The sequence below is a fragment of the Rhodopila sp. genome (assembly GCF_035548095.1).
Taxonomy (GTDB): Bacteria; Pseudomonadota; Alphaproteobacteria; order Acetobacterales; family Acetobacteraceae; genus Rhodopila.
Genome location: NZ_DASZUV010000002.1, coordinates 370,296 through 396,217, shown reverse-complemented (window position 1 = coordinate 396,217; position 25,922 = coordinate 370,296). Strand labels below are relative to the sequence as shown.

23 protein-coding genes are annotated in these 25,922 nt (G+C 68.8%); 12 read left to right on the top strand and 11 right to left on the bottom strand.

The genetic code is table 11. The features are described 5' to 3' along the window. Positions 1-7 precede the first annotated feature (7 nt). The 3 genes from VHC04_RS04070 (at position 8) to VHC04_RS04060 (ending at position 3,208) form a co-directional block, all read left to right on the top strand. Positions 8-517 carry a GNAT family N-acetyltransferase gene (locus VHC04_RS04070; protein WP_325678213.1) on the top strand — a complete coding sequence of 170 codons (510 nt, stop codon included), beginning with the start codon at positions 8-10 and terminating at the stop codon, positions 515-517. Between the two features lie 193 nt (positions 518-710). Continuing rightward, a complete protein-coding gene (locus VHC04_RS04065) occupies positions 711-1,958 on the top strand; it encodes a cytochrome P450 (RefSeq protein WP_325678211.1) in 1,248 nt (415 codons plus the stop codon). After that, a complete protein-coding gene (locus tag VHC04_RS04060) occupies positions 1,955-3,208 on the top strand; it encodes a lipase family protein (protein ID WP_325678209.1) in 1,254 nt (417 codons plus the stop codon). Before VHC04_RS04065 ends, VHC04_RS04060 begins: the two co-directional genes overlap by 4 nt. A gap of 52 nt (positions 3,209-3,260) precedes the next feature. On the opposite strand, the gene rpmB is transcribed toward VHC04_RS04060, so the two are convergent. The 3 genes from rpmB to VHC04_RS04045 form a co-directional block, all read right to left on the bottom strand. Next, entirely contained in the window at positions 3,261-3,566 is a 306-nt protein-coding gene (gene rpmB / locus VHC04_RS04055; protein ID WP_325678207.1) for a 50S ribosomal protein L28, read from the bottom strand. A 201-nt stretch (positions 3,567-3,767) separates the two neighbouring features. After that, positions 3,768-4,007: a hypothetical protein gene (locus tag VHC04_RS04050; RefSeq protein WP_325678205.1), complete on the bottom strand. Its 240-nt coding sequence runs from the start codon at positions 4,005-4,007 to the stop codon at positions 3,768-3,770. Positions 4,008-4,018: 11 nt separating this feature from the next. Then, positions 4,019-5,839, bottom strand: coding sequence for an ABCB family ABC transporter ATP-binding protein/permease (locus VHC04_RS04045; protein WP_325678203.1), 1,821 nt, complete (start codon positions 5,837-5,839; stop codon positions 4,019-4,021). Between the two features lie 158 nt (positions 5,840-5,997). Here VHC04_RS04045 and VHC04_RS04040 point away from each other — a divergent pair, with 158 nt between their 5' ends. The 3 genes from VHC04_RS04040 (at position 5,998) to VHC04_RS04030 (ending at position 9,359) form a co-directional block, all read left to right on the top strand. After that, a complete protein-coding gene (locus VHC04_RS04040) occupies positions 5,998-6,834 on the top strand; it encodes an NUDIX hydrolase (RefSeq protein WP_325678201.1) in 837 nt (278 codons plus the stop codon). 215 nt (positions 6,835-7,049) lie between these two features. After that, entirely contained in the window at positions 7,050-8,288 is a 1,239-nt protein-coding gene (locus tag VHC04_RS04035; RefSeq protein WP_325678199.1) for an ABC transporter substrate-binding protein, read from the top strand. Positions 8,289-8,360: 72 nt separating this feature from the next. Further along, on the top strand, positions 8,361-9,359 hold the full coding sequence (locus tag VHC04_RS04030) for an NAD(P)H-quinone oxidoreductase (protein ID WP_325678197.1): 999 nt from the start codon (positions 8,361-8,363) through the stop codon (positions 9,357-9,359). 46 nt (positions 9,360-9,405) lie between these two features. On the opposite strand, the gene VHC04_RS04025 is transcribed toward VHC04_RS04030, so the two are convergent. After that, positions 9,406-10,842 (bottom strand): amidase, encoded by a 1,437-nt coding sequence (locus VHC04_RS04025; protein ID WP_325678195.1) that lies wholly within the window; start codon positions 10,840-10,842, stop codon positions 9,406-9,408. A 74-nt stretch (positions 10,843-10,916) separates the two neighbouring features. Beyond that, the gene (locus VHC04_RS04020) at positions 10,917-12,173 is read right to left on the bottom strand and encodes a low temperature requirement protein A (protein ID WP_325678193.1); all 1,257 of its coding nucleotides are present in this window, start codon (positions 12,171-12,173) and stop codon (positions 10,917-10,919) included. Positions 12,174-12,418: 245 nt separating this feature from the next. Between VHC04_RS04020 and acnD the strand changes: the two genes are divergently transcribed. Next, positions 12,419-15,025, top strand: a complete 2,607-nt coding sequence (gene acnD, locus VHC04_RS04015; RefSeq protein WP_325678191.1) for a Fe/S-dependent 2-methylisocitrate dehydratase AcnD — start codon at positions 12,419-12,421, stop codon at positions 15,023-15,025. Positions 15,026-15,331: 306 nt separating this feature from the next. Here the strand turns inward: acnD and VHC04_RS04010 are convergent, their stop codons facing one another. Continuing rightward, complete coding sequence (locus tag VHC04_RS04010) at positions 15,332-15,772, bottom strand: DUF29 domain-containing protein (RefSeq protein ID WP_325678189.1); 441 nt, start codon at positions 15,770-15,772, stop codon at positions 15,332-15,334. Positions 15,773-15,952: 180 nt separating this feature from the next. On the opposite strand from VHC04_RS04010, the gene prpF reads away from it, so the two are divergent. After that, positions 15,953-17,134, top strand: coding sequence for a 2-methylaconitate cis-trans isomerase PrpF (prpF, locus tag VHC04_RS04005; RefSeq protein WP_325678187.1), 1,182 nt, complete (start codon positions 15,953-15,955; stop codon positions 17,132-17,134). Between the two features lie 139 nt (positions 17,135-17,273). Here the strand turns inward: prpF and hisD are convergent, their stop codons facing one another. The 3 genes from hisD to VHC04_RS03990 form a co-directional block, all read right to left on the bottom strand. Continuing rightward, positions 17,274-18,557 carry a histidinol dehydrogenase gene (gene hisD / locus VHC04_RS04000; protein WP_325678185.1) on the bottom strand — a complete coding sequence of 428 codons (1,284 nt, stop codon included), beginning with the start codon at positions 18,555-18,557 and terminating at the stop codon, positions 17,274-17,276. A 261-nt stretch (positions 18,558-18,818) separates the two neighbouring features. Continuing rightward, the gene (locus VHC04_RS03995) at positions 18,819-19,772 is read right to left on the bottom strand and encodes a DMT family transporter (protein ID WP_325678183.1); all 954 of its coding nucleotides are present in this window, start codon (positions 19,770-19,772) and stop codon (positions 18,819-18,821) included. Between the two features lie 197 nt (positions 19,773-19,969). Continuing rightward, complete coding sequence (locus VHC04_RS03990) at positions 19,970-20,392, bottom strand: GNAT family N-acetyltransferase (protein ID WP_325678181.1); 423 nt, start codon at positions 20,390-20,392, stop codon at positions 19,970-19,972. Between the two features lie 188 nt (positions 20,393-20,580). Here VHC04_RS03990 and parA point away from each other — a divergent pair, with 188 nt between their 5' ends. The 3 genes from parA to VHC04_RS03975 all read left to right on the top strand — a co-directional run bounded on the left by parA (position 20,581) and on the right by VHC04_RS03975 (position 22,589). Further along, positions 20,581-21,201, top strand: coding sequence for a ParA family partition ATPase (gene parA, locus VHC04_RS03985; RefSeq protein ID WP_325678179.1), 621 nt, complete (start codon positions 20,581-20,583; stop codon positions 21,199-21,201). Further along, positions 21,198-21,659 carry a CopD family protein gene (locus VHC04_RS03980; protein ID WP_325678177.1) on the top strand — a complete coding sequence of 154 codons (462 nt, stop codon included), beginning with the start codon at positions 21,198-21,200 and terminating at the stop codon, positions 21,657-21,659. The genes parA and VHC04_RS03980 overlap by 4 nt, the downstream gene beginning before the upstream one ends. A 147-nt stretch (positions 21,660-21,806) precedes the next feature. Then, the gene (locus VHC04_RS03975) at positions 21,807-22,589 is read left to right on the top strand and encodes an SDR family oxidoreductase (RefSeq protein WP_325678175.1); all 783 of its coding nucleotides are present in this window, start codon (positions 21,807-21,809) and stop codon (positions 22,587-22,589) included. A 118-nt stretch (positions 22,590-22,707) separates the two neighbouring features. On the opposite strand, the gene VHC04_RS03970 is transcribed toward VHC04_RS03975, so the two are convergent. Beyond that, positions 22,708-23,346, bottom strand: coding sequence for a DsbA family protein (locus VHC04_RS03970; protein ID WP_325678173.1), 639 nt, complete (start codon positions 23,344-23,346; stop codon positions 22,708-22,710). Between the two features lie 201 nt (positions 23,347-23,547). Between VHC04_RS03970 and VHC04_RS03965 the strand changes: the two genes are divergently transcribed. Beyond that, positions 23,548-24,996 (top strand): tetratricopeptide repeat protein, encoded by a 1,449-nt coding sequence (locus tag VHC04_RS03965; RefSeq protein WP_325678171.1) that lies wholly within the window; start codon positions 23,548-23,550, stop codon positions 24,994-24,996. On the opposite strand, the gene VHC04_RS03960 is transcribed toward VHC04_RS03965, so the two are convergent. Beyond that, entirely contained in the window at positions 24,975-25,913 is a 939-nt protein-coding gene (locus VHC04_RS03960) for a polysaccharide deacetylase family protein (protein ID WP_325678169.1), read from the bottom strand. The two genes, VHC04_RS03965 and VHC04_RS03960, sit on opposite strands and share 22 nt — an antisense overlap. Positions 25,914-25,922 lie beyond the last annotated feature (9 nt).

Below are 25,922 nucleotides of genomic sequence, written 5' to 3'. Positions count from 1 at the left end.
CAACGCCATGCCAAGCGTGATCGTTTCGACATCCGACCGGCCGGACCTGGTGGAGATCACGGCCCGGTGGCGGTGGGAAGCCTTCATTCGCGAGGCGGAGCCGTTCGAGGCTGTGCTGAAGCGGGCGGAGCGGACCGCCGCCCTGGGTCTCCCGATCCCGCGCACCCTGGTCCTGCTGATGGACGGAGAGCCGGTCGGCACTGCCAGCCTGACCGCACACGACCTGGAGGAACGGCCGGACCTGACGCCGTGGCTGGCCGGCGTATTCGTCGTCCCTCACGCGCGTGGCCGGGGACACGTGTCCCGGCTGGTCGCGGCCGTAGAGGACGAAGCCCGCCAGGCGTCGGTTGCGACATTGTGGCTCTATACGAACACGGCCGAGCGGATCTATGCGCGGATCGGATGGCGCACGGTGGAGACGGTGATGCACAACGGCAAGCCATTCGCGCTGATGCGGCGCGATCTCTGGCGCGGCATTGCATCCGACCACGCGACCCGACGCAGCGCGCCGCGATAGCGGTAACAACGAAGCCTTTTGAGGTCGACTACGCCAGCAACCGCGCAGGGACACCGAGCGCCGGCCCGGCATCGGCAAGCCGCTGGTCGAGCGTATGGACAGTGGCGCATGGTCCGATGCGAAAAGTGCCGCTTCCGGTTGACGCCGCCTCTGCCGATATGCTGCCGTCCAGCCATCCAGGGAGGCCAAACACATGAACGCGCCCGTCCATTATGATCCGTCCAGCCCGGCCTACGCCAAGACGCTGACCGACTACGACGTCTCCGACCCCGCGCTGTACCGCGACGATACCTGGTACCCGTATTTCGAACGCCTGCGCCGCGAAGCCCCCGTGAATTACGTGCCGGACAGCCTGTACGGCCCGTACTGGTCGGTCTCGAAATACAAGGACATCATGTATTGCGAGGTCCACCACGATATCTTCTCCAACGAGATCGGCGGCATCCAGATCGAGGATCAGCCGAAGGACATGCAGCGGCCCAGCTTCATCCGCATGGACCCGCCGAAGCATGACGAACAGCGGAAGGTCGTCAGTCCCATCGTCGCGCCGGCCAATCTCGCGCAGATGGAAGCGCTGATCCGGGAGCGCACCCGCATGGTGCTCGATGCCCTGCCGCGCGGGAAGACCTTCGACTGGGTGGAGGAGGTCTCCATCAAGCTGACCACCATGATGCTGGCGACACTGTTCGATTTCCCGTTCGAGGAACGGGCCAAGCTCACCTACTGGTCGGACGTCGCGATCTGCAACGTGCGCGACCCGTCCTCCCCCGTTCATTCCGAGGAGGAACGGTTCGAGGTGCTGAAGGAAATGGCCGGCGCCATGACAAGGCTGTTCGAGGAACGCAGCAAGCAGCCGCCGAAATTCGACCTGATGTCGATGCTGGCGCACGGCCCGGCGACCAGGGACATGCCGCTGCGGGAATTCATGGGCAACCTGGCGCTGCTGATCGTCGGCGGCAACGACACCACCCGCAACTCCATGAGCGGCGGCCTGATGGCGCTGAACGCATTTCCGGCCGAGTACGACAAGCTGATGGCCAATCACGACCTGGTCGACAGCGCGGTGTCGGAGATCATCCGCTACGTCACCCCGGTGATCCACATGCGCCGCACCGCGACGCGGGACACCGAACTCGGCGGCCAGCAGATCAAGGCGGGTGACAAGGTGGTGCTGTGGTACATCTCCGGCAACCGGGACCCCGAGGCGATCGAGAACCCGGACCGGTTCATTATCGACCGCGCCCGCCCGCGCCAGCACCTGTCGTTCGGCTTCGGCATCCATCGCTGCGTCGGCAACCGCTTGGCGGAACTGCAACTGAAAATCCTGTGGCAGGAGATCCTGGCGCGCTTCCCGAAGATCGAGGTGATGGGACCGCCGGTGCGCCTCTACTCCAACTTCATCCACGGAATCCGCGCCTTGCCGGTGCGCATCCCCGCATGAGGCATTGGCTGCCGCCAGTCGCGCCGGTGGTCGCGCTGGTGGTCGCGCTGCTGGCCGCCTGGCTGGCTGTCGTCTGCGCCGGCGGCGCGCGCGCCGACCAGCCATCCGCCGATGGCGGGGTATCGCCCTTCTATACCTGGACCGGCGACGTCCCGGCGCAGCCGGGCACGATGCTCCGCACCGAACCGCTCGACCCCGCGCGCGGCCTGCCGAACGCGGGGCGGCAGATGCGGATTCTCTACACCTCCACGAACGGCATCGATGGCAAGACGCCGATCGTCGTGTCCGGCATGCTGTTCCTGCCGAAAGGCGATCCGCCCCCCGGCGGCTGGAAGCTGGTGGCCTGGGCGCACGGCACCACCGGCCTTGCCGACATCTGTGCCCCGTCCTGGATCGGCTTGTCCGCGCGGGACAGGGAGTACCTGGGCACCTTGCTGGCCCAGGGTTGGGCCATCGTCGCCACCGACTACCAAGGTCTCGGCACCGCCGGCCTGCATCCATACCTGCTCACCCGGCCCGAGGCCAATAGCGTGCTGGACAGCATCCGGGCGGTGCGCGGCGACAGGTTCGGGATCGCCAACCAGGTGGTGGTGGCGGGACAGTCGCAAGGTGGCGGCGCCGCCGTCGCCACGGCGGGGTTCGCACCCGAATACGCGCCCGACATCGACGTGAAGGGCACGGTCGCCACCGGCGTTCCCTACATCACGCGGGCGGTGCTGCGCACGCCGCCCACCGGCTCCGACCCGAAGAAGCCAAACCGGACCTTTGCCTATTACCTCTATATCGCGCTGACCGCGCCGCTGGCGGACCCGCATGTGACCGCCGAGGACCTGATCACGGAAAAGGCGCGCCCGGCGCTGGCGCATGCCGCCACGGCCTGCATCTGGGACATGTTCCGGATCGTCACCGCCGATGGCCTGAACACCGCGAACGGCCTGATGCCGGAGTACGGAAAAGCCTTCGCCAGCGTCCTGCCGGCGATGGAATACACGACCCTGGCGCTGAAGCAGCCCGTCTTCATCGGAACCGGCACCGATGACCACGACGTGCCGCCCGCCCTGCAATTGCTGCTGGCCAGGCAGGCCTGCGCGGCGGGAACGGTGGTGCAGGCGCATCTGTACCAGGGGCTCAACCACAGCGAGACCGTCAATGCCTCGCTGGCGGACTCGCTCCCGTTCATGCGCAAGGTCTTCGCCGGCGATCCGATCACCCCGGCCTGCGCGCCGGAACCGCAACCGCCCGCTCGATAGGGCGGGTCAAACCGACGCGTGGGCGGATGCCCGCGGCGGCGGATGACCGTTCTCAGACCGCCGGCGTGGCTGCCTTCTTGGCCTGGGCGCGCTGGATCTGGCGCTTCAGGACCAGCGCCTCGGGCGGCAGCCTGGAGTTCGGGGTGCCCAGCAGGAAGGCATCGATGCCCCCGTTGTGCTCCACGGTGCGGATCGCGCGCGTCGACAGGCGCATGCGGACGGGTTGGCCCAGCGTGTCGGACAGCATGGACGTCACCTGCAGGTTCGGCAGGAAGCGGCGGCGGGTCTTGTTGTTGGCGTGGCTGACATTGTTGCCGCTCAGCACACCCTTACCCGTGATTTCACAGCGGCGGGACATGGAACTCTCTTCTTGCGGTCCAAAACGGAAGGCGCGGGTTATGACGGCTGAGGCCGGGCGCGTCAAGGAAAGAGGCGCGGGGCGCGGATTGCCCGCCGGACATGGCTCGCGGCACTCGGCGCACGGCGCCCCGCGCGGACGGCTGTCCCGCCACCCCATCCGGCCGTTCTCATCCCGGCCCGTTCTCTTCCCGACCCGTTCTCACCCCGCCCCATGCTCCGCCTGCGCGCGCAGCTCTCCCGACCGCACCGAGGCGATGGCGTTGGTGAGGATGCCGACGATGGCGTCGTCCGACATGCCTCGCGCCAGCAGTGCCAGCGAGCCCCCCAGCAGGGCGGAGGCGATCTCCAGCGATCCGATGTTCTGGCCCATCATGTACTCGATCGCCTTGTCCACCACGGCGCCGGCATGGCTGAGATGGGTGCTGGGGTCTTCGTTCATCGCTGTTTCCTTCAATCGACTTCCGCCGGTTCCCCGGCCTGTTCCTGCTCCGCCGCCTGCAGCGCCCACATCCGGGCGTACAGCCCGCCTGACATCAGCAGCTCGGCATGGCGCCCGTGCTCGGCGATCTCGCCATCGCGCAGCACGATGATCTCATCGGCGTCGGTCACCGTGGACAGGCGGTGCGCGATCACCAGCGTGGTGCGCCGGCTGGCGACGGCGCGCAGGGCCGCCTGGATTTCCTGCTCCGTGCGGCTGTCCAGCGCGCTGGTCGCTTCATCCAATATAAGAATACGCGGGTCCTTCAGGATAGTGCGGGCGATGGCGACGCGCTGCTTCTCCCCGCCCGACAGTTTCAGCCCGCGCTCACCCACCCTGGTATCGTAGCCTTCGGGCAGGCCCAGGACGAAGTCGTGCACCTGCGCGAGCCGGGCGGCCTGCTCGATCTCGGGCTGCGAGGCATCGGGGCGGCCATAGGCAATGTTGTAGCGGATCGTATCGTTGAACAGCACGGTGTCCTGCGGCACCACGCCGATCGCGGCGTGCAGGCTGTCCTGGGTGACGTCGCGGATGTCCTGCCCGTCGATCAGGATGCGGCCGCCGGTGACGTCGTAGAAGCGGAACAACAGCCGGCTGATGGTGGATTTCCCGGCGCCGGTGGGGCCGACGATGGCCAGCTTGCCCCCGGCCGGCACGGTGAAGCTGACCCCCTTCAGGATGGTACGGTCCGGCTGGTAACCGAAGCGCACCTGCTCGAACCGCACGGCGCCGGCGGCGCCCTGCGACAGATGCGCGACCAGGTCCGGGGCGCCCGGCTTGTCCCGCACTTCCTGCGCCACCCGCAGCAGGGCGAACATCTGCTCCATGTCCACCAGGCTCTGCTTGATGGTCATGTAGACGAAGCCCAGGAAGTTCAGCGGCTGGTACAACTGGATCAGGTAGGTATTGATCAGCACGAAGGCGCCGATCGTCATGCTGCCGGCGCGCATGCCCTGCAGCGCCAGCAGCATGATCAGCACCAGCGTGGCGGTGATGATCGCGGCCTGGCCCAGGTTCATCAGGTTCAGTGAGACCTGCACGCGGACCGACGCCCGCTCGTATTTCGCCAGCGCCTGGTCGTAGCGCGCGCACTCATGCGCCTCATTGTTGAAGTATTTGACGGTTTCGTAGTTCAGCAGGCTGTCGAGCGCCTTGGTCGAGGCATCGTTGTCGGTCTCGTTCATCGTGCGGCGGTAGCGGCTGCGCCGGCCGGCCACCAGGGCGGTGAAGCCGACATACAGCACCACGGCGACGAAGGTGATCAGCGCGTAGCGCCAGTCGAAGATGCGCCAGATGATCGCGGTGACCATCACCAGCTCCAGCGCCGTGGGCACGATGCTGAAGATCGCCAGCCGCAGCACCGACTGCATGCCCAGCACGCCGCGGTCGATCACGCGCGACAGGGCGCCGGTCTGGCGGTCCATGTGGAAGCGCAGGCTGAGCGTGTGCAGATGGCGGAACGTGCGCAGCGCCAGGGTGCGGACGGCACGCTGCTGCACCGGGGCGAACAGGGCGTCACGCAGCTCATTGAAGCCGGCGGCGCCGACGCGGGCGGCGCCATAGGCCAGGATCAGCGATACCGGCACCATCAGGCCGATCGGGACGCTGCCGTGCGGCGCCAGCGCGTCCACCAGCCGGGCATAGACCAGCGGCACGATCACCGTGGCGACCTTGGCCAGCAGCATGAAGACGATGGCAATGACCACCCGGAGCTTGGCGCCGCGGTTCCCGGCCGGCCACAGATAGGGCAGGAAGGACAGGATCGTCTGAAGATTGGATCGCTGCGCGGCCATGCCGGGCGGAAGCCGTCCCGAGGGACGCTGTTCCGAGGGACGCTGTTCCGGGGGAAGCTGTTTCGGGGGAAGCTGTCCCGGGGGAAGCTGTCTTCGACTCATCACCGGCATGTGGCATCATGCCGGCCGCTTGGAAAGTAACCGATCAGGACGTTGCCATGGCCGAGGACGGTTTCACGCGCCATGTGCGCGCCTGCAACAACGCGAGACTGCCCGGCGAGCGCACGCCGCTATGGATCGGCGACGGCCGCGTCGGCTGGCTGGCGCCGGCGATTGCCGCGGCGCTGGCCGAGGCGGCATCGATCCGCCGGCGGGACGACGGCCTGGTCCTGACCGATCCCGGCGCGCTGCCGGAGATCGCCCGGCGCCTGGCCGGGCGCGGCCTGGTCCGCTGGCGCGATGAGGCATTCGACGTCCGCGCCGATCCCCAGGGTCCGGCGCTGGCGCGGATCGACCGTGGCGCGCTGCCGAAATTCGGCATCCAGGCGCAGGGGGTACACGTGAACGGGCTGGTGACGCGACCCGACGGCCCGTATCTGTGGATCGCCCGGCGCGCCATGAACAAGGCGCTGGACCCCGGCAAGCTGGATCACATCGTCGCGGGTGGCATTCCCGCCGGGCTGGATGCCCGGGAAACGCTGATCAAGGAGGCGGCGGAAGAAGCCTCGATCCCGCCGGACCTCGCCGCTCGGGCGACCCCGGTCGGCGAGATCCGCTACGCCATGGAGCGGGATGAGGGCCTGCGCCGCGACGTGCTGACCTGCTACGACCTGGAATTGCCGGCGGCGTTCACCCCCGTCGCCGGCGACGGCGAGGTGGAGGCGTTCGAGCTCTGGCCCCTGGCGCGCGCCTTCGAGACGGTGCGCGACACCGACGCGTTCAAGTTCAACGTCAACCTGGTGCTGATCGACCTGTTCATCCGGCGCGGCCTGATCACGGGGTCGGCGGCGGCGGAATTGCGGGCCGGGTTGGCGGGGGGTGAGGGCGTCGGATGATCGCGGCGGATGATCGCGCCGGACATAGGGGTCCCGCCGGTCGGTCTGCGGCCGGGTTGCGGCAACCGCGGGGTCGGCGGACAGGTCGGGGAGCACGGCGGGGACCGGATCATCCGCCGCCGGTTTGACGTACGGGCCGCGCGGCGCTGACATCCTGGCAATCGATCGGCCGGCAACGGATCGGCCGCCAACCACCCGGAAGGAGACGAAACACCATGCCTCATCGCCAGGGCGCGGGCGTATCACGCCGCGCATTGCTGTCCGCCGCCGCCGTGCTGCCGGCCGCCGTGGCCGGCCGAGCGCGGGGACAGGGGACGGCACCGCTGAAGATCGGGGTGCTGTGCGATTTTTCCGGCGTCTATGCCGATGATACCGGCCCCGGCCTGCTGCTGGCCGCGCAATTCGCCAGCCAGGATTTCGGCGCCAGGCTGCTGGACCGGCCGGTCGAGATCGTCTTCGCCGATGACCAGAACAAGCCGGATGTCGGTACCGGCATCGCCCGCCGCTGGCTGGACGAGGAAGGCGTGCAGGCGATCCTGTGCGGATCGGCGTCGTCGATCACCCTGGCGGTGGCAGACCTGGTGCGCGACCGCAACCGCATCCTGCTGATTTCCGGCAGCCTGAGCGCCGACCTGACCGGCAAGGCATGCAAGCCGACCAGTTTCCAGTTCGGCTTCGATACCTATTCGGCGACCAAGGCGGTGGTGCAGCCGGCCGTGGCGCAGGGGCTGAAGACCTGGTTCGTGATCAACGTGGACTACACCTTCGGCCACAGCCTGAGGCAGGAAACCGCCGGCTTCGTCGCGAAGGCCGGCGGCCGGATGCTGGGCTCCGTTGCCTTCCCGCTGAACACTGCCGATCTGTCCAGCTTCCTGGTACAGGCCCAGGCCTCGGGGGCGCAGGCGATCGGCCTGGCGTGCGGCGGCAGCGACTGGACCAATCTGGTGAAGCAGTCGCACGAGTTCGGCATGAACCGGAAAGGCCAGACCCTGGTGGCGCTATCGGCCGGCTTCAACGAGGTCATGGCGGCCGGGCTGGAGGCGGCGGAAGGCATGATGCTGTCGACCCCCTGGTACTGGGACATGAACGACGCGTCGCGCGCCTTCGCCAAGCGGTTCATCGCCCGGCACAAGGGCGTGGCGCCGAACTGGCAGCAGGCCTGCGGCTACAGTGCGCTGAACCACTATCTGCATGCCGTGCGGCAGGCGGCGTCGACCGACGGCGCCGCCGTGGCCGGCGCCATGCGCGCGGCGAAGGTGCACGATTTCACCGTCGAGAATGCAACGATCCGCGCCGACGGGCAGGTGATGCGGCCGACCTACCTGGCGCAGGTGAAGGCGCCGGCGCAGTCCCGCGACAGCAACGATCTGTTCCGTATCCTGAGCACCCTGTCGCCCGAGGAGAGCTGGCGTCCCGCCGGTGAAAGCGCCTGTCCGCTGCTGCGGCCGACCTGACCGGCCGGGATTCGGGCATTCGCCGCCGCCATGGTAAAGCCCTCCCGATACCCGATACCGGAGGCTCAACCCATGTCGATCCCGCAGACCATGACCTTCGTGAAGACCGATGCCGCCGGCGGGCCGGAGGTGCTGGTGGCGGCCACCGGTCCGGTGCCGGCGCCGAAGCCGGACGACGTGCTGATCCGCGTCCGGGCGGCCGGGGTGAACCGGCCGGACGTGGCGCAGCGCCAGGGCAATTATCCGCCGCCGCCCGGCGCCAGCCCGATCCTGGGGCTGGAGGTGGCGGGCGAGGTCGTCGCCAAGGGCGATCAGGTCACCGCCTGGGCGGTCGGCGACCATGTCTGCGCGCTGGCGAATGGCGGCGGCTATGCCGAATACTGCGCCGTGCCGGCCACGCAATGTCTGCCCTGGCCGAAGGGATACGACGCGGTGCAGGCGGCGGCGCTGCCGGAAACCTGCTTCACCGTCTGGGCCAACCTGTTCCAGATGGGCCGCCTGGCGAAGGGGGAGACGGCGCTGATCCATGGCGGCTCCGGCGGTATCGGCCTCACCGCGATCCAGCTTGCCCATGCGTTCGGCGCGCGCGTCATCACCACCGCCGGATCGGATGAGAAATGCGCCGCCTGCCGTCGCTTCGGCGCCGATGAGGCGATCAACTACCGCACCCAGGACTGGGCCGCCGAGGTCAAGCGGCTGACCGAGGGCAAGGGCGTCAACGTCGTGCTGGACATGGTCGGCGGTCCCTACATTGCCAAGAACATCCGCAGCCTGGGCATGGACGGGCGGCTGGTATTCATCGCCTTCCTGCAAGGATCGAGGGTGGCGGACGCCGATTTCATGCCGGTGATGCTGCGCCGGCTGACCATCACTGGCTCCACGATGCGGCCGCGCACCACCGCGCAGAAGGGCGCCATCGCGGGGGAATTGCGCGCCAGGGTCTGGCCGATGCTGGATGCCGGCCGGTTCGGCCCGGTGATCCACGCCACCTTCCCGCTGGCCCAGGCCGCCGCGGCGCACCGGCTGATGGAATCCAGCCAGCATATCGGGAAGATCGTGCTGACGGTGTGATGCGGCGGGGGTGCCTTGTGGCGATCCCGCTCGCCCACCAACGGCACTACCAACCCGGAGGCGGCTTGAACCCGCCCAATGCCTGCTCGATCAGCGCGGCGGCGCCGATGGTGGTGCGGTCGCCATGGATCGGGCCGGCGATCTGCACGCCCAGCGGCAGGCCCGCTTGCGTGGCGGCGATGGGCGCGACCGTCGCCGGCAGGTGATAGCCGCCGGTCAGGCCCGGCCAGAACAGCAGGTCGTTATAGGCGATCTCCCGTCCGCCGACGGTGATCCGCCGCTCCCACGTATTGCCGTCCTGCCGGTGCGGCAGCGCGGCGGTGGCGAAGGCGGGGCATAGCAGCACGTCCCATTCCCGGAAGAACGCGGTCCAGGCCCGCCGCAGCCGGAACCGCTGCTCATTCAGGCCCAGCCACAGCCGGTGCGGGACGTCGGTCATGCGCAGCATGACGGCGTCGGCGGACTGGTCACTGTCCTTCAGCCTGGCCAGGTCCCGGCGGCGGGAGGCCAGGGTTTCCTCGGTCAGCCGCCCGCTCCAGGCCGCGTCGAGCAACTTCAGATACAGGTGGTAGGCATCCAGCGGGTCCAGCGCCGGGCGGGCGGAGCGGCTGACGATGGCGCCCTCGCGTTCCAGCGCGTCGGCCAGGGCCAGCATGGCGGCCGTCGTCTCAGGGTCGGCGGCGATGCCGGCCTGATCCGCCCAGACGGCGGCGCGCAGCCCCTTCAGCGCCGTGGCGCGCGGCGCGGGCAGGTTCAGCGTCAGGGCGGTCTCGTCCGGATCGGGGCCGGCCAGGATCTCCAGCCCGGCTTGCAGGTCGGCGGCCGACCGGCTCATTGGTCCCAGGCAGGCGATATCGGTGCCGGCGGCCGAACTGGTGGCGGGATCGCCGTAATTGGGCAGCAGGCCCCAGCTGGGCTTGTGGCCGAACACGCCGCAGAAATGCGCCGGCACGCGGATCGAGCCGCCGATATCCGTGCCCATCTCGAACCCCGTCAGGCCGGCGGCCAGCGCGGCGGCCGAGCCGCCGGAGGAGCCGCCGGGCGTGTGCGCGGTGCTCCACGGGTTAGAGGTGACGCCGTAGACCGGGTTGTAGCTTTGCCAGTCGGCCAGATCGACCGGCACGTTGGTCTTGCCGAAGATCACCGCTCCGGCTGCCTCGAGCCGGCGGACCGGCAGGGTCGAGACGCGTACCGTCGCGTCCTTCAGCGCCGCGTGGCCGCGCGTGGTGGGCAGGCCGGCGACATCGAAGCTTTCCTTCACCGTGGCGGGCACGCCGAACAGCGGCGCCGACTTGTCGGCCTGGTTATCCAGTGCTCTGGCCCGCTGCCGAGCGCGATCGAAGTCACGGACGACGATGGCGTTGATACGGCTGTCGAGACGCTCGGCGCGGCCGATGAAATGGTCCAGCAGTTCCAGCGCGCCGATCTTGCCGCCGCGTACGAGCGCCGCCAGCTGGACGGCGGAAAGGAAGGTGGGGTCCATGGCTCTGTCCTTCGCTGTGCGGTGGACGCAGCGTGGCACGGCGGCGGGCGGATGTTCAACGGCCGGAAGACGGCTCAATGCGCGTCCCGTCGCAGCGCCTCGGGCCGGTAGCGGCGGCCGCGCAGCTCGTAGCCCACCACGGTGACCGCCGGGGCCAGCATCAGGATCACCAGGCACACCGCCATGTCGATGCCGGCGATCGCGGCGGCGATGGCCAGTGCCACCATCGCCGCCGTGCCGCCCAGCAGCAGGCCATGCAGCGGGTCGAAGCGGCGGACCAGGTAGTAATGCAGCGCGTGGACCGATCCCAGGAACACGCCGACCGGGATCGCCGAGGTCAGCAGCGTCGCCAGCGGGCCGATATGCGCCTGGCCCTCGATGAAATAGGCGGCGACGTGCAGCCGGGCACCGGTCGCCACAATGGCGGCGATGATGATGATCTGGCCGTAGCCCCAGACGAAGGACCGGTTGCGGTGCGCATGCAGCACCGGCGCCGAGGGCAGCATGGAGTACACCCACCACAGGCCGAAGGTCAGTCCGGTGCCGGCGATGCAGACCAGCGCGGCATCCAGGGTCCAGCCCTGCCGGTCCACCACCGCCGACAGGGACGCGACGGTGCCGACGATGCCCTCGCCCAGGGCGATGATCGCGAACAGGCTGTAGCGTTCCGCGATGTGATGCGCGTGCCAGGGCGTGCCGCCATCCTTGCGTTCGGCGATCACCGGCCCGGCCATCTCGACCAGGCCCAGGATCACCGTCAGCACCGCGCTGATACCGACGGTGAAGTCCAGGAAGATCTGTGCCACCCAGCCGATCTGCGCGATCGAGATGGCGGCGGCGTAGGTCAGGCAGGCACGCCGGCGGCGTGGGTCCTGGCGCGCCGCGCGCAGCCATTGCGAGACCATCGCCACGCGCATCACCACATAGCCCAGGACGATGACGGCGTTGTCCAGGTGGTCCCCGTGCTCGATCGAGGCGAACATGCGCGGCAAGCCGATCGCCAGGATCAGCACGCCGATCATCTGCACCATGGTGACGATGCGGAAGGTCCAGTCGTCGGTGTCGTAGGCCGAGGAGAACCAGGAGAAGTTGATCCAGGCCCAGCAGACGGCGAAGCTGGCGAAACCGAAACCGAAGATGGCGACGGCATGGTGGCCCGCGGCCAGCGCGTGGGCGCATTGCGCGGCGGCCAGGCCGAAGCTGGTGGCGAAGGTCAGGTCGAACAGCAGCTCCAGCGGCGTGGCGACGCGGTGCGGCTCATGCGGGTCGCGGCCGCGCATGCGGCGGCGATGATTGTGCGGGATCTCGGCGGCGGGTTCGGTCGTGGTCATCGGGCCTCGTCGGCGTCGGGGATATGATATCCCCTGTATCACAGCCCGTTCCGGCCTCGCTCGCGTCCGTCCCGACCGGCTATGCGGGCCGCCGGGCGGGATGGCCGGGCCGCGGGTCGTTCCGGTGCCACCCTTCTGGAGGGCGATGGCAAATCACCCGAAGTGCCGATACTCTGCGCGGCTCGTTCCTGCCGTCCCGACTGCCGGACGGCCGACTGAAGATTGCGACCAGAAGGGCATCCGTCATGAACACGCAATACCGCAAGCCGCTTCCGGGCACCGGGCTCGACTACTTCGATGCCCGCGCCGCCGTGGAGGCGATCGCGCCCGGCGCCTATGACAAGCTGCCCTACACGTCGCGGGTGCTGGCCGAGAACCTGGTGCGCCGCTGCGATCCGGCGCTGCTGACCGATGCGCTGACGCAGCTGATCGAGCGCAGGCGCGACATTGATTTCCCCTGGTACCCCGCCCGCGTCGTCTGCCACGACATCCTCGGCCAGACCGCGCTGGTGGACCTCGCCGGCCTGCGCGACGCCATTGCCGACAAGGGCGGCGACCCGGCCAAGGTCAATCCGGTGGTGCCGGTGCAGCTGATCGTCGATCACTCGCTGGCCGTCGAATACAACGGCGACGACAAGGACGCGTTCGCGAAGAACCGAGCGGTGGAGGACCGGCGGAACGAGGACCGGTTCCACTTCATCGACTGGACCAAGCAGGCGTTCGAGAACATGGAGGTCGTGCCGCCCGGCAACGGCATCATGCACCAGATCAACCTGGAGCGGATGTCGCCGGTCATCTACACGCAGGACGGCGTGGCCTTCCCCGACACGCTGGTCGGCACCGACAGCCATACGCCGCATGTCGACGCTCTGGGCGTGATCGCCATCGGTGTCGGCGGCCTTGAGGCCGAAAACGTCATGCTGGGTCGCGCCTCGTGGATGCGCCTGCCGGACATCGTCGGGGTGGAGCTGACCGGCCGCCGTCAGCCGGGCGTCACCGCCACCGACATCGTGCTGACCCTGACGGAATTCCTGCGCAAGGAACGGGTCGTCGGCGCCTTCCTCGAATTCCATGGCGAGGGCGCCTCCAGCCTGACCCTGGGCGACCGGGCGACGATCTCCAACATGGCGCCGGAATACGGCGCGACGGCGGCGATGTTCTCCATCGATCAGCAGACCATCGACTATCTGAAGCTGACCGGGCGGGAGGACGCGCAGGTCAGGCTGGTGGAAACCTACGCCCGCACCGCCGGCCTGTGGGCGGACGCGCTGAAGGACGCGCAGTATGGGCGTGTGCTGCACTTCGACCTGTCCACCGTTGTGCGCACCTTGGCGGGGCCGTCCAATCCGCATCGCCGCCTGCCGGTCAGTGACCTGGCCGAACGCGGCATCGCCGGCGCGTGGACCCAGGAGCCGGGGCTGATGCCGGATGGCGCGGTGATCATCGCCGCGATCACCAGCTGCACCAACACCTCCAATCCTCGAAATGTCATCGCCGCCGGGCTGCTGGCGCGCAATGCCAACAAGGCCGGGCTGACGCGCAAGCCGTGGGTGAAATCCTCGCTGGCGCCGGGATCGCGGGCGGTCGCGCTGTATCTGGATGAGGCGGGATTGACGGCGGAGCTGGAGAAGCTGGGCTTCGGCATCGTCGCCTTCGCCTGCACCACCTGCAACGGCATGTCCGGTGCGCTGGACCCGCAGATCCAGCAGGAGATCATCGACCGGAACCTCTATTCGACGGCCGTGCTGTCGGGGAACCGCAACTTCGACGGCCGTATCCATCCGTATGCGAAACAGGCCTTCCTGGCCTCGCCGCCGCTGGTGGTGGCCTACGCCATCGCCGGTACGATCCGCTTCGATATCGAGCGCGACGTGCTGGGGGTCGGGCCGGATGGCAAGGAGGTCCGCCTGAAGGATATCTGGCCGACGGATGAGGAGATCGACGCGGTGGTGGCGACCGCCGTCAAGCCGGAACAGTTCCGCAATGTCTATACGCCGATGTTCGGCAATCGCGGATCACGCAGGAAGGTCAGCCCGCTATACGACTGGCGGCCGCAAAGCACCTATATCCGCCGTCCGCCGTACTGGGAGGGCGCGCTGGCCGGCGAACGCACCTTGCAGGGCATGCGGCCGCTGGCGGTGCTGGGCGACAACATCACCACCGACCACCTGTCGCCGTCCAACGCCATCCTGCCGGACAGCGCGGCCGGCGAATACCTAGCGAAAATGGGCCTGCCGGAGGAGGATTTTAACTCCTACGCCACGCATCGCGGCGACCACCTGACGGCGCAGCGCGCCACCTTCGCCAACCCGACCCTGTTCAATGAAATGGTCCGCAACCCGGACGGCACCGTCAGACAAGGCTCGCTCGCTCGGATCGAGCCCGAGGGCAAGGTGACCCGCATGTGGGAGGCGATCGAGACCTACATGCAGCGCGGCCAGACGCTGATCATCGTCGCCGGCGCGGATTACGGCCAGGGTTCCTCACGCGACTGGGCGGCCAAGGGCGTGCGCCTGGCGGGCGTCGAGGCGATCGTGGCAGAGGGGTTCGAGCGCATCCACCGCACCAACCTGATCGGCATGGGCGTGCTGCCGCTGGAGTTCAAGCCGGGCACCAACCGCCTGACCCTGGCTCTGGACGGCACCGAGACGTACGATGTGGTCGGTACCCGCACGCCGCGCTGCGACCTGACGCTGGTGATTCATCGCAAGAACGGCAGCACGGAACAGGTGCCGGTGACCTGCCGCCTGGACACGGCCGAGGAAGTCTCGATCTACGAAGCCGGCGGCGTGCTGCAGCGCTTTGCGCAGGATTTCCTGGAGGCCGCGGCGCCTGAGAAGAAGGCGGGGTGACGCGGCCGGAAATGCGTCGGCGGCGCATTGATGGGCATTGGCCATGCGCAGGGTGGTGCGCATGACCGTATCAAATGCCCGTCGCCCCCTGAACGTGTCGTTGTCGGCGAACCCTGATCGCGGAAGCGCGTCTGCTTGAGGTCAACCTCTCTCGCGCATGTAACCAGGCGGGCAGGTCACATACCCTCACAACGGCACGTGTTCTAGAGCGCGATCGCCTGAAGCCGGCGGTGAGAAGGCGTGAATCGCGATCTTGAATCAAAGAGTTGATAGAGCATGATAGGGTCAACCTGACCCTATCATGCTCTATCCGTGATCCGGCCAGAACGCCTCGTCCATGATCTGCTCGAATGTCCATGGGCAGGCGGTTGGAAACAGCGTGCGATCCAGTCCCGTCTCACGAGCGGCGCCGAGAATGGCCAACCGGTAGCCGGACGCGATCGACGCATCCAGGGTCGCTTTCAAACTTGGATTGTCCGCCAGAACGTCGGCCAGGCGATCCCTTTGTTCCTCGATGGTCAGCCGCCAGCTCGTGCCGCGGGCCGATGGCTGGAACCGCCATTTCAATAAGTGCATCAGCAGGATGGACAGGCGGTTCACCAGTTCGCGCTTCTCGGACCGCCCCATGCTTTCGATTTCCTCGGCGATGTGCGCGATGTCGGCCTCGGCCAGCTTACCGGCGCGCAGCAACTGGGCCTGCTCATTCGCCCAGGCGTAAAAATCCTGCTCATACAGGGTGTTGCTCATGCGCCACCTTCGCACAATCCGACCGGGATGTCACAGGCGCTGCGTCCGTACCGGCCCCCGTTCGCCCCACCGGATCGCGTTGCCGGCGTGCCAGTTGTCTTCGGCTCCGCGCGCGCGTACACGCAGACCGATTAGCACCACACGCCACCCCGGTCTCGCCACAAGCAGGGAGTCGCCGCCATGGCCCATGCGCCCCAGATCAAGGTCCCCGCCACCTATATGCGCGGCGGCACCAGCAAGGGTGTCTTCTTCGCCCTCGATGACCTGCCGGAACCGGCGCGCATGCCCGGCCCCGCCCGCGACCGGCTGCTGCTGCGGGTGATCGGCAGCCCCGACCCGTACGGCAAGCAGACCGACGGCATGGGCGGCGCAACCTCCAGCACCAGCAAGACGGTGATCCTGGCCCGCGGCACCAGGCCGGACCACGACGTCGACTACCTGTTCGGCCAGGTCTCCATCGACAAGCCCTTCGTCGACTGGACCGGCAATTGCGGCAACCTGTCCGCCGCGGTGGGTCCGTTCGCCATCCGCAACGGACTGGTCGATCCCGCGCGTGTCCCGCGTGACGGCATCTGCGTGGTGCGCATCTGGCAGGCCAATATCGGCAAGACCATCATCGCCCACGTGCCGATGACCAATGGCGAGGTGCAGGAGACGGGCGACTTCGAGCTGGACGGCGTCACCTTCCCCGCCGCCGAGGTCCGGCTGGAATTCATGGATCCGGCCGAGGAAGGCGACGGCGGCGCGCTGTTCCCGACCGGCCGGCTGGTCGACGTGCTGGAAGTGCCCGGCATCGGCACCTTCGATGCCACCATGATCAATGCCGGCATTCCGACGATCTTCCTGAAGGCCGAGGCCCTGGGTTACACCGGCACCGAACTGCAGGACGACATCAACAACGACGCCAAGGCGCTCGCCCGGCTGGAAACGATCCGCGCCCACGGCGCCCTGAAAATGGGCCTGATCACCTCGCTGGAGGAAGCGGCCGCGCGCCAGCACACGCCGAAGATCGCCTGGGTGGCGGGGCCGAAAGGCTACACCGCGTCCAGCGGCAGGCAGGTCGCGGCCGCAGACGTGGACCTGCTGGTGCGGGCGATGTCGATGGGCAAGCTCCACCACGCGATGATGGGCACCGCCTCGGTCGCCATCGCCACGGCGGCGGCGGTGGAAGGCACGCTGGTGAACCAGGCCGCCGGCGGCGGCAAGCGGGAGACGGTGTGTTTCGGCCATCCCTCCGGCACGCTGCGCGTCGGCTCCGAAGCCAAACTGGTGGACGGCGCCTGGGTGGTCACCAAGGCGATCATGAGCCGCAGTGCGCGAATCCTGATGCAGGGCTGGGTGCACGTCCCCTTCGCCGGGTAGGCGCTGGCCGGCGGGCAGGTCCCGCACGGGATGGGATCGCGGCCCGCCGTGACGACGGCCGCCTGCGGCGCGGCAAGCGCCCGTCGGCCGATGCCCTTCGGCCGGTGCCAGGCGTTCTGCTGTGCCCGACGCGCCGGTATCAGGCGTTCCTGCCGCCGTAGCGCCGCACCCGCAGATCCGCCTGTTCCTTGTGCCCGGCGAAATTCTCGATCGCGCATAGCCGGGAGCAGTATTCGCCGATCATCGCCGTCGCTTCCGGGCTGACCTGCTGATACGTGACCGTCTTCAGGAATTTCCCGACCCACAGCCCGCCCGTGTAGCGCGCGGCGCGTTTCGTCGGCAGCGTGTGGTTGGTGCCAATCACCTTGTCGCCATAGGCGACGTTGGTTTCCTTGCCCAGGAACAGCGCGCCGTAATTGGTCATGCGGTCCAGGAACCAGCGCGGCTCCCTGGTCAGCACCTGCACATGCTCGCTGGCGATGCGGTCGGCTTCCGACAGCAGCTCGTCATCGGTGTCGCACAGGATCACCTGCCCGTAGTCGCGCCAGGCCACGCCTGCGATATCGGCGGTGGGCAGCACGGCGAGCTGGCGCTCGATCTCCGCCTGGATGCCCTCGGCGATTCGTTGCGAGCTGGTGAGCAGCACGGCCGGCGAGGTCGGCCCATGCTCCGCCTGGCCCAGCAGGTCGGTGGCGCACATCTCCACGTCGGCGGTGTCGTCGGCGATGATCAGCGTTTCCGTTGGCCCGGCGAACAGGTCGATGCCGACGCGCCCGTACAACTGCCGCTTCGCCTCGGCGACGAAGGCGTTGCCGGGTCCGACCAGCATGTCCACCGGCGCGATCGTTTCGGTACCGATGCCCATGGCGGCGACCGCCTGGATGCCGCCCAGCACGTAGATCTCATCGGCGCCGGCCATGTGCATCGCGGCGATGGTGGCGGCCGGCGGCACGCCGTTCAGCGGTGGCGTGCAGGCGGCCACGCGCTTCACGCCGGCAACCTTCGCGGTCAGCACGGACATATGCGCGCTGGCCACCATCGGATAGCGCCCGCCGGGCACATAGCAGCCGACGCTGGCGACCGGGATGTTCTTGTGCCCCAGCCGGATGCCGGGCAGCGTCTCCACCTCGATGTCCCGCAGCGCCGCCTTCTGGGCTTCGGCGAAGCGGCGGATCTGCGCCTGGGCGAACTGGATGTCGGTGATCACCTGTTTCGGCAGGCTGTCGATCAGCGCCTGGATCTCATCCCGGGTCAGGCGGAAGGATTTCGGTTCCCACTTATCGAATTTCGCCGACAGCGCCCGCACGGCGGCGTCGCCGCGCGCGCCGACATCCTCCAGAATCGCCTCCACCGTCTGGCGGACCTTGCGATCGGCCTCGGTCTTCGTCTCCTCGGTGGCACCGGCCTTCAGAATTCGGATCATTCGCTCATTCTCCTCACGTCGGCGGATCGGCGGCCAGCCATGAGCCGGCATCTGGCGCGGCGATAGGCGGGCCGGGCGGTTTTCGCAAGCGCGGATCCGCAGGCGGAACGGCCGCGCCCCATCACCCCGTGCCCCATCACCCGTGTCTCGTCCGCCGTCACCCGTCATGCCGAAACGCCACCCCGCCAAGGTCAGGCCGCCAACCTCACCCCGCCAAAGCCAGGCTACCAAGGTCAGGCCGCAAGCCGCATGCAGCCAGCATCATTCAGCGAGGGCGATGGCGGTCAGACGTTGCGGAGCCGGCGCGGCGGCCGGAACAGCGGCCCCTTTGCTCAGGGCGAAGAACGCCCCTGACAGCATCAGCGCCATGCCCAGCCCGTTCGCCCATTCCAGCTTCTCATTGAACAGCAATGCGCCGATCACGACGGCGATCACCGGCGAGATGAAGGCATAGGTGCCCGGCCGGCTGGCACCCCAGTCGCGCACCAGCAGGAAATACATCGTCGTCGACAGCAGGGAGCCGGGGATCAGCAGATAGAGCCAGGCCAGGAACGAAGGCCAGCCCCAGTCGAACCGCATCGACGCCCAGGCGCCCGGCTCGACGGCCAGCGATGACGCCAGCAGCACCACGCCGCCGACCAGATCGGTCAACCCGGCCAGCTGCACCGGTTCCAGCGTGCGCATCATCGGCCTGGTCATGACGGAACCGGCACAGTAGCACAGGCAGCCGATGGTCACGCCGGCGGCGCCGAACAGCTCCCACACATCCAGCCGGCCAGCCAGCGCGTCGGGGCCGAACAGCACGAACACGCCGCTCACCCCCAGCACGATGGCCCCGACCTGACGGCGGTTGAAGCGTTCCTGCCCCAGGCCGACGGCAAAGCACAGCAGCGCGATCGGCGTCAGGGCGGAGCTGATCACCGCGGCCAGGCCGGCGGTGATGTGCTTCAAGCCGTACAGCTGGATGATCTGGTTCAGCGTGACCAGCAGCACCGAGACGAACAGCAACCGCGGCCACAGGCGCGGCGGCGGCAGCACGCGCTGGCCACGGAAGCGGCGGATCGACAGCAGGATGATCCCGGCAACGGCCCAGCGGCTGCCGGCGAAGACACCGGGAGCGACCGTGGCGATGCCCAGCTTCATCGCCAGCCACGTCGTACCCCACACGAAGCAGATGAAGACGAACATCGCACGCTGCGACGCGGTGGCTTTCATGGACGCGGCCCGAGGCTCCTGGCGGGGCGTCCTCTTACGACACGCCGCCGGACCGGTGCCGCGCCGATCCGGCATGGCGCATATGCGCCCGGCGGATTCCGGCCAGGCAAAGATCAATGTCGGGCAAAGATCAATGTCAGGCGAAGATCAGTGTCAGACGAAGAGCCATGTCGGACGAAGATCAATATCGGAAACGATCAGTCGAGGTGCTTCAGCATCTGCACGATGCCGCCCATGCAGACCTCGTCCCAGTCTTCCTCGTCATAGCCGCAACCGGCGTAGAAGCCGGCAGCCTCCGGCGTCGCGTAGACCACCGCCTGCCGGCAGCCGATCCGGCGCGCGAACGCCTCGGCCTCCCGCAGCATGACGCGCCCATGGCCCTCGCCCTGCCGGGATGGATCGATCGCCACCAGGCGCAGCGCGGCGGAGCAGTTGTGCAGGTCGTCGATCTGGATGGCGCCGATCGGCGCCTCGTTCAGGAACAGCAGCATGGCGTGGGAGGCGGGGTCCGTCGGCTCCTCGGGCCGTGGCAGGCTGAACACCCGGCGGCGGATGGCGTGATAGGCGTCCCATTCCGAGCGGCTTCGTGGCGGGGCCAGGCGGTACGCCCGTTCGGCCATGCTGGTTGTCCTGGCGCTTTGCTGTTTCCGTCCGACGACCATGAGGGTAGGCGACGCCGCGCCGAAAGACCAGCGGCCCGATCCGCGGTCCGGGTCGCTTTCCGTATTGCCTTCGGGCGCCGCTTTCGACTGGCACTGCCTCCCGGCTTCTGGTGCACTGCATCAACAGAGCTGGGGAGTCGATTCGGATGGCGATCGTCATCACCGTCGCCCAACAGAAGGGCGGCACCGGCAAGACCACGCTGGCCGCCAACCTGGGCGCCGCCTTGGCGGCCGACCGCCGGGTGGCGCTGCTGGACATCGATCCGCAGCGCAGCCTGACCCGCTGGTCCGGGTTGCGGCCCGCCAAGATGCCGAGGCTGGACCTGTCCGAGGCGGCCGGCTGGCGCCTGGGCGCGGAGCTGGACCGGCTGAAATCGACGCACGACGTCGTCGTCATCGACAGCCCGCCCCAGATCGACACGGACGCGCGGCTCGCGATCCGCGGCGCCGACATCGTGCTGATCCCGGTCCAGCCCAGCCCGCCGGACCTGTGGGCGGCCGAGGGCACGCTGAAGCTGGCGGCGGCCGAGAAGCGGCGCTGCGCGGTGGTGCTGAACCGGCTGCCGGCTGCCGGCCGGCTGCGGGAAAGCGTGATCGCCCAGCTGCGCGAATCCGGCCATGCCCTGCTGAATGCGACGATCGGCAACCGCACCGGTTTCGCCTCGGCCTTCGCCGCCGGGATGGGCGTGACCGAGGCGGCCCCTCGATCAATCGCCGCAAATGAGCTACGCGCCTTGCTCGCTGAAATCTTGGAGCTGGCCGGATGACGATCCTGTTCGCGGTGCTGAAGGTGCTGCACCTGCTGTTCGCGGTGCTGTGGGTCGGCGGGATGTTCTTCGCCTATGTGGTGCTGCGGCCCAGCATGACGGCGATCGACCCGCCGCAGCGGATGCTGCTGCATACGCGCGTTTTCCGGCGCTTCTTCCTGGTGGTGTGGCACGCCATGCCGGCCATGCTGATCACCGGCTTCGGCATGCTGTACCTGATCGGCGGCTCGGGCGGCATGGCGAGCCTGCCCTGGACCCTGCACGCGATGGCCGGGCTGGGCATCCTGATGTCGGCGGTCTTCCTGGCCATCGTCTTCGGTCCCTATCGGCGCTTCCGCCGCACCACCGATCGCGCGCGCATGGCCGCCAGCCTGGATTCGATCCGCAAGCTGATCGCCGTCAATCTGCTGCTGGGCCTGATCACCGTCATCGTCGGCGCGCTGTATGGCGCGATCTGAGCACGATGGGATTCGAATGGGGATTTGAAAGGGGGTTTGAATGCGGGGCGCCGCGAACACGGGCGCCGCGGGCCGCCGTTTGCAGGGCGCCGCATTCCCCCGCACACTGGCCGCCTGTCCAACCTGCAACGGATTTGGGGGAAACCGATGGAAGTCCGTCTCGACGGCCGTACCGCGATCATCACCGGCGCCAGCAAGGGGCTCGGCTTCGCCATGGCGAAGGAGTTCGCGGCCTCCGGCGCCCATGTCGCCATGCTGGCCCGCACCAGGGACACGCTGGATGAGGCTGTCGCCGCCGTATCCCAGGGCGCGTCGGGCCAGGCCGCCGGCTTCGTCTGCGACGTCGCCAGGGCGGATGAGATCCGGACCGCCTTCGACGCGGTGATCCAGCGCTTCGGCAAGGTCGACATCCTGATCAACAATGCCGGCATCTCCCGCGCCATGCCGTCGGAGCAGATCACCGACGACATCTGGCAGGAGGACCTGGAGCTGAAGCTGTTCGCCGCCATCCGCCTGTCCCGCCTGGTATGGCCGGGGATGAAGGAGCGGAAATGGGGCCGCATCATCAACGTGCTGAACAGCGGGGCGAAGGCGCCGCGCGCCAACGGCGCCCCCACGGCGGTATCGCGTGCCGCCGGCATGGCGCTGATGAAGGTGCTGTCCAACGAAGGCGCGCCGCACGGCATCCTGGTCAACGGCATGCTGGTGGGCCTGATCGATTCCGACCAGCATGTGCGCCGCCACAGGCGGGAAGGCGCCAACGTCTCCTATGACGATTTCAAGGCGAAGATGGGCGCCGGCGTGCCGCTGGGGCGCATCGGCAGGCCCGAGGAATTCGCCGCGATGGCCTGCCTGCTGTGCTCCGACCTCGGCGGCTTCACCACGGGCACGGCGATCAACATGGATGGCGGCGCGACACCGGTGGTGTAGCGCGCAACCGTCGGGGCGGCGGCTCGAGGGCGTGAATCGCATCGTCGAACCGGGAAACCGCGGAGGGGGAACCGCGGAGCATGACGGGCTCCGGTTGATCCTGTCATGCTCCGCTCCCTCACGCGGCGGGCGCGCCGGCGAGGATGGCGCGGATGTCCGGCAGGTGCTCCCGCCCCCAATAGAGCTCGCCGTCGACGACGAAGCTGGGTACGCCGAACACGCCGTCGGCTTCCGCGGCGCGGCTGATCCTGGCGACCTCGGTCCGCAACGCCTCTGCCCGGGCAGGGAAGGCGGCGGCGTCGGCCGCACCCGCCTCGGCGAGCACGCCGGCCAGCACGGCGGCATCCTCGATATCCAGTGCCCGCTGCCAGAACCGTTTGAACACCGTATCGTGATAGCGGCGGAACACCGCGCCGCCGGCCTGCTGGGCGAACAGCATGCCGGCGGCGGCCAGCGACGAATCCCAGATTTTCTGCGTCCCACGGATGGTCAGCCCGCGCTTCCGGGCCTGGCGCCGGCAATCCATGTAGCTGTAGCGGACGCGGCGCCACTGATGGGCGTTGCGGCTTTCCTCCAGCACCGCGCCGGATGCGTCCACGCGGGCGGAGCCGAGGTAGGCGGGGATGTCCAGGATATAGGGCCGCCATGCGATGCGGACCGGGACGTCGCGTTCCAGCTCGTAGGTCGGGTCCTTGGCCAGATAGGCGTAGGGGCTCTTGTAGTCGGTATAGGCGATGATCTCGCGGTCTGAGGGCATGGCGGTTCCTTCCCGGACGAAGTGCCGGCGGCAGCCGCGGAGCGGCTGGTGGTCGAGGCGCCGGTGCCGCCGCCGAGCACCGCATCGCCGGCACCCCCGCGGCGCGGTCCGTCATCGTGGCTTCGGCCGCGGGACGGTTCAAGCCGGTGTCCGTTCCGTTAACCGATGGGAAAGCAATGATCGGGCAGGATGGCGCGCATCATGCCGCCGCCTCCGCCCACCGTTCCAGACCGCGCCGCGTCTCCGGCCGCGGCCGCGCGCGGCACCGACGCGCGCCGCCGCGCCGCCGCGTGGCACGCCGCCCGACTGCGCCGGTCGCCCGGCGATGCGGCCCTGCGCCACGCCACCGCCGAGGCGCTGATCGAGGCGGGTGATCCCGCCGCGGCGCTGGCGGTCCTGTCGCCGGCGCCGGCCACCGCCGGCGCCCTGGTGCTGGCCGGGATCGCCCAGCACGACCTGGGGGCGCTGGACACCGCGCTGGGCCTGTTCCGCCGCGCCGCCGCCCTGGCGCCGCGCGACCCGGCGCCCTGGTCGAATATCGGCCTGGTGCTGAAAATCCAGGGCGATTTCGATGCCGCCCTGGCCGCCTATGACGCCGCCATCGCGCTGCGTCCGGCAGACCCCCGCCTGCGGGTGAACCGGGCGGTGGCGCTGCTGCGGGCCGGGCGGATGCGCCAGGCCTGGGCCGATTACGAATACCGGTTTGACCTCGCGCCGCCCGAATACCCGGCTTGCCGCCTGCTGCCCGACCTGGATCGTATCTCCATCGCCGGTCGCACCGTGCTGGTCACGCATGAGGAGGGGTTCGGCGACACGCTGCATTTCGCCCGCTACCTGCCGATGCTGGCGCGGCGCGGAGGCCGCGTGATCGCCCTCATGCCGCGCGCGCTGTCGGCCCTGATCGCGCGCATGCCGGGCGTCGCCGCGGTGCTGGAACCCGGGGCCGTGCCGCCGCCCTATGACTGGCACTGCCCGATGTTCAGCCTGCCGCGCGCCTTCGGCACGATGTTGGACACGATCCCGGCCGCGATTCCTTACCTGCACCCCGATCCCGACCTGGTGGCGTCGTGGGCCCGCCGCTTGCCGGCGCCGGCACAGGGGCTGCGCGTCGGCCTGGCATGGGCCGGCCAGGCGCGACCCTGGGCCGAGGCGTTCACCGCGCTCGATGCCCGCCGCAGCCTCGACCCCGCCCGGCTGGCGCCGCTGGCGGCCGTGCCGGGCGTGACGCCCGCGCGCACTACGACGGACCAGGACGAATGCGGCTCGGCCCGCGCGCGCGCCGGCATTCATTTCGTCAGCCTGCAGAAGAACCCGGCGGGCTGTCCGCCGCTGGCGCTGATCGACCCGATGCCGGCGGTGACGACCTTCGATGACACCGCCGCGATCGTCGCGAACCTGGACCTGGTGATCTCTGTCGATACATCCGTCGTGCACCTGGCCGGCGGCCTGGGCAAGCCGGTCTTCCTGCTGGACCGTTACGACAATTGCTGGCGCTGGCTCAGCGGCCGCACAGACAGCCCGTGGTATCCGACCCTCCGCATCTTCCGCCAGCCCCGCCCCAATGACTGGACCGCCGTCATCGGCGACGTCACGACGGCCTTGGCCCGATATGCGCAGTCCCACCGCGCTCAGCTCAGGCTGCCCGGATGATCCGTCCAGATGCTGGGCTCCAGCCGCAGATGCGTCGCGGCCGGATAGGTCGCCTGCCACCACGCGGCGCAGGCCGACGCCGTCGGATTCCAGATATCGGGAAACGACCGCATATGCGCGAGGAACCGGTCCAGCAGCTCTGCCCGGTGGCACCAGCCGCTGCCTTGCGGATGCAGCGTCATGCAGAAATGCCGGCCGCGGCGATACTGCGCCTCGAACTCCGCGCGCCAGTTGCGGGCGAGCGAATCGGCGTGCTCCAGCCCGGTGCCCTGCCGCGGAAACATCAGGAAGAACTGGTCGTCGAAATGATAATAGTACGGCAGGGCCAGGATCGCACGCCGAGCGGCGAAGTCGGTCACCCAGTAGTGCGGGATGTCGTCGGCCAGGCCGTTGCCGAACCAGTCATATCCGGCCTCCAGCAGCAGGTCCATCGTGTGCGGGCTGATCGTGCCGCCAGCGAACGGATCACCCTGGCGCGGCAGCGCATACCATCCGCGCGGGCGCTGGCCGGTCACGCGAGCCAGCACCTCGGTGGCGGCGGCGATCCGCGCGGCCTCCTCGGCGCGGGACAGGTGTGACACATCCTCATGCCGGAACCCGTTGGCGGCGATCTCATGCCCCGCCGCCAGGATGCGCGGGATCATGGCCCGCGCCACCTCGGCGATCACCGCCGGCACCGCGAAGGTGGCGCGGAAGGCATGGCGCCGCAGCACATCCAGGATTTCCTCCAGCCCGTCATGCAGCGCGAAGAACGCGTCGGCGTCGCGCAGGTTGGCCGGCCGGATACCCTCCGGCCCCGGTGCCACGCTCAGGTCGACGGTGATGCCGACGCAGCAACGATGCCCGTCAGGCCAGCGCACATCCTCATCCGGGATGGTTCTTTCATCCGAAACCGTATAGCCCTGCTTCCACGGCATCGCGCGTCC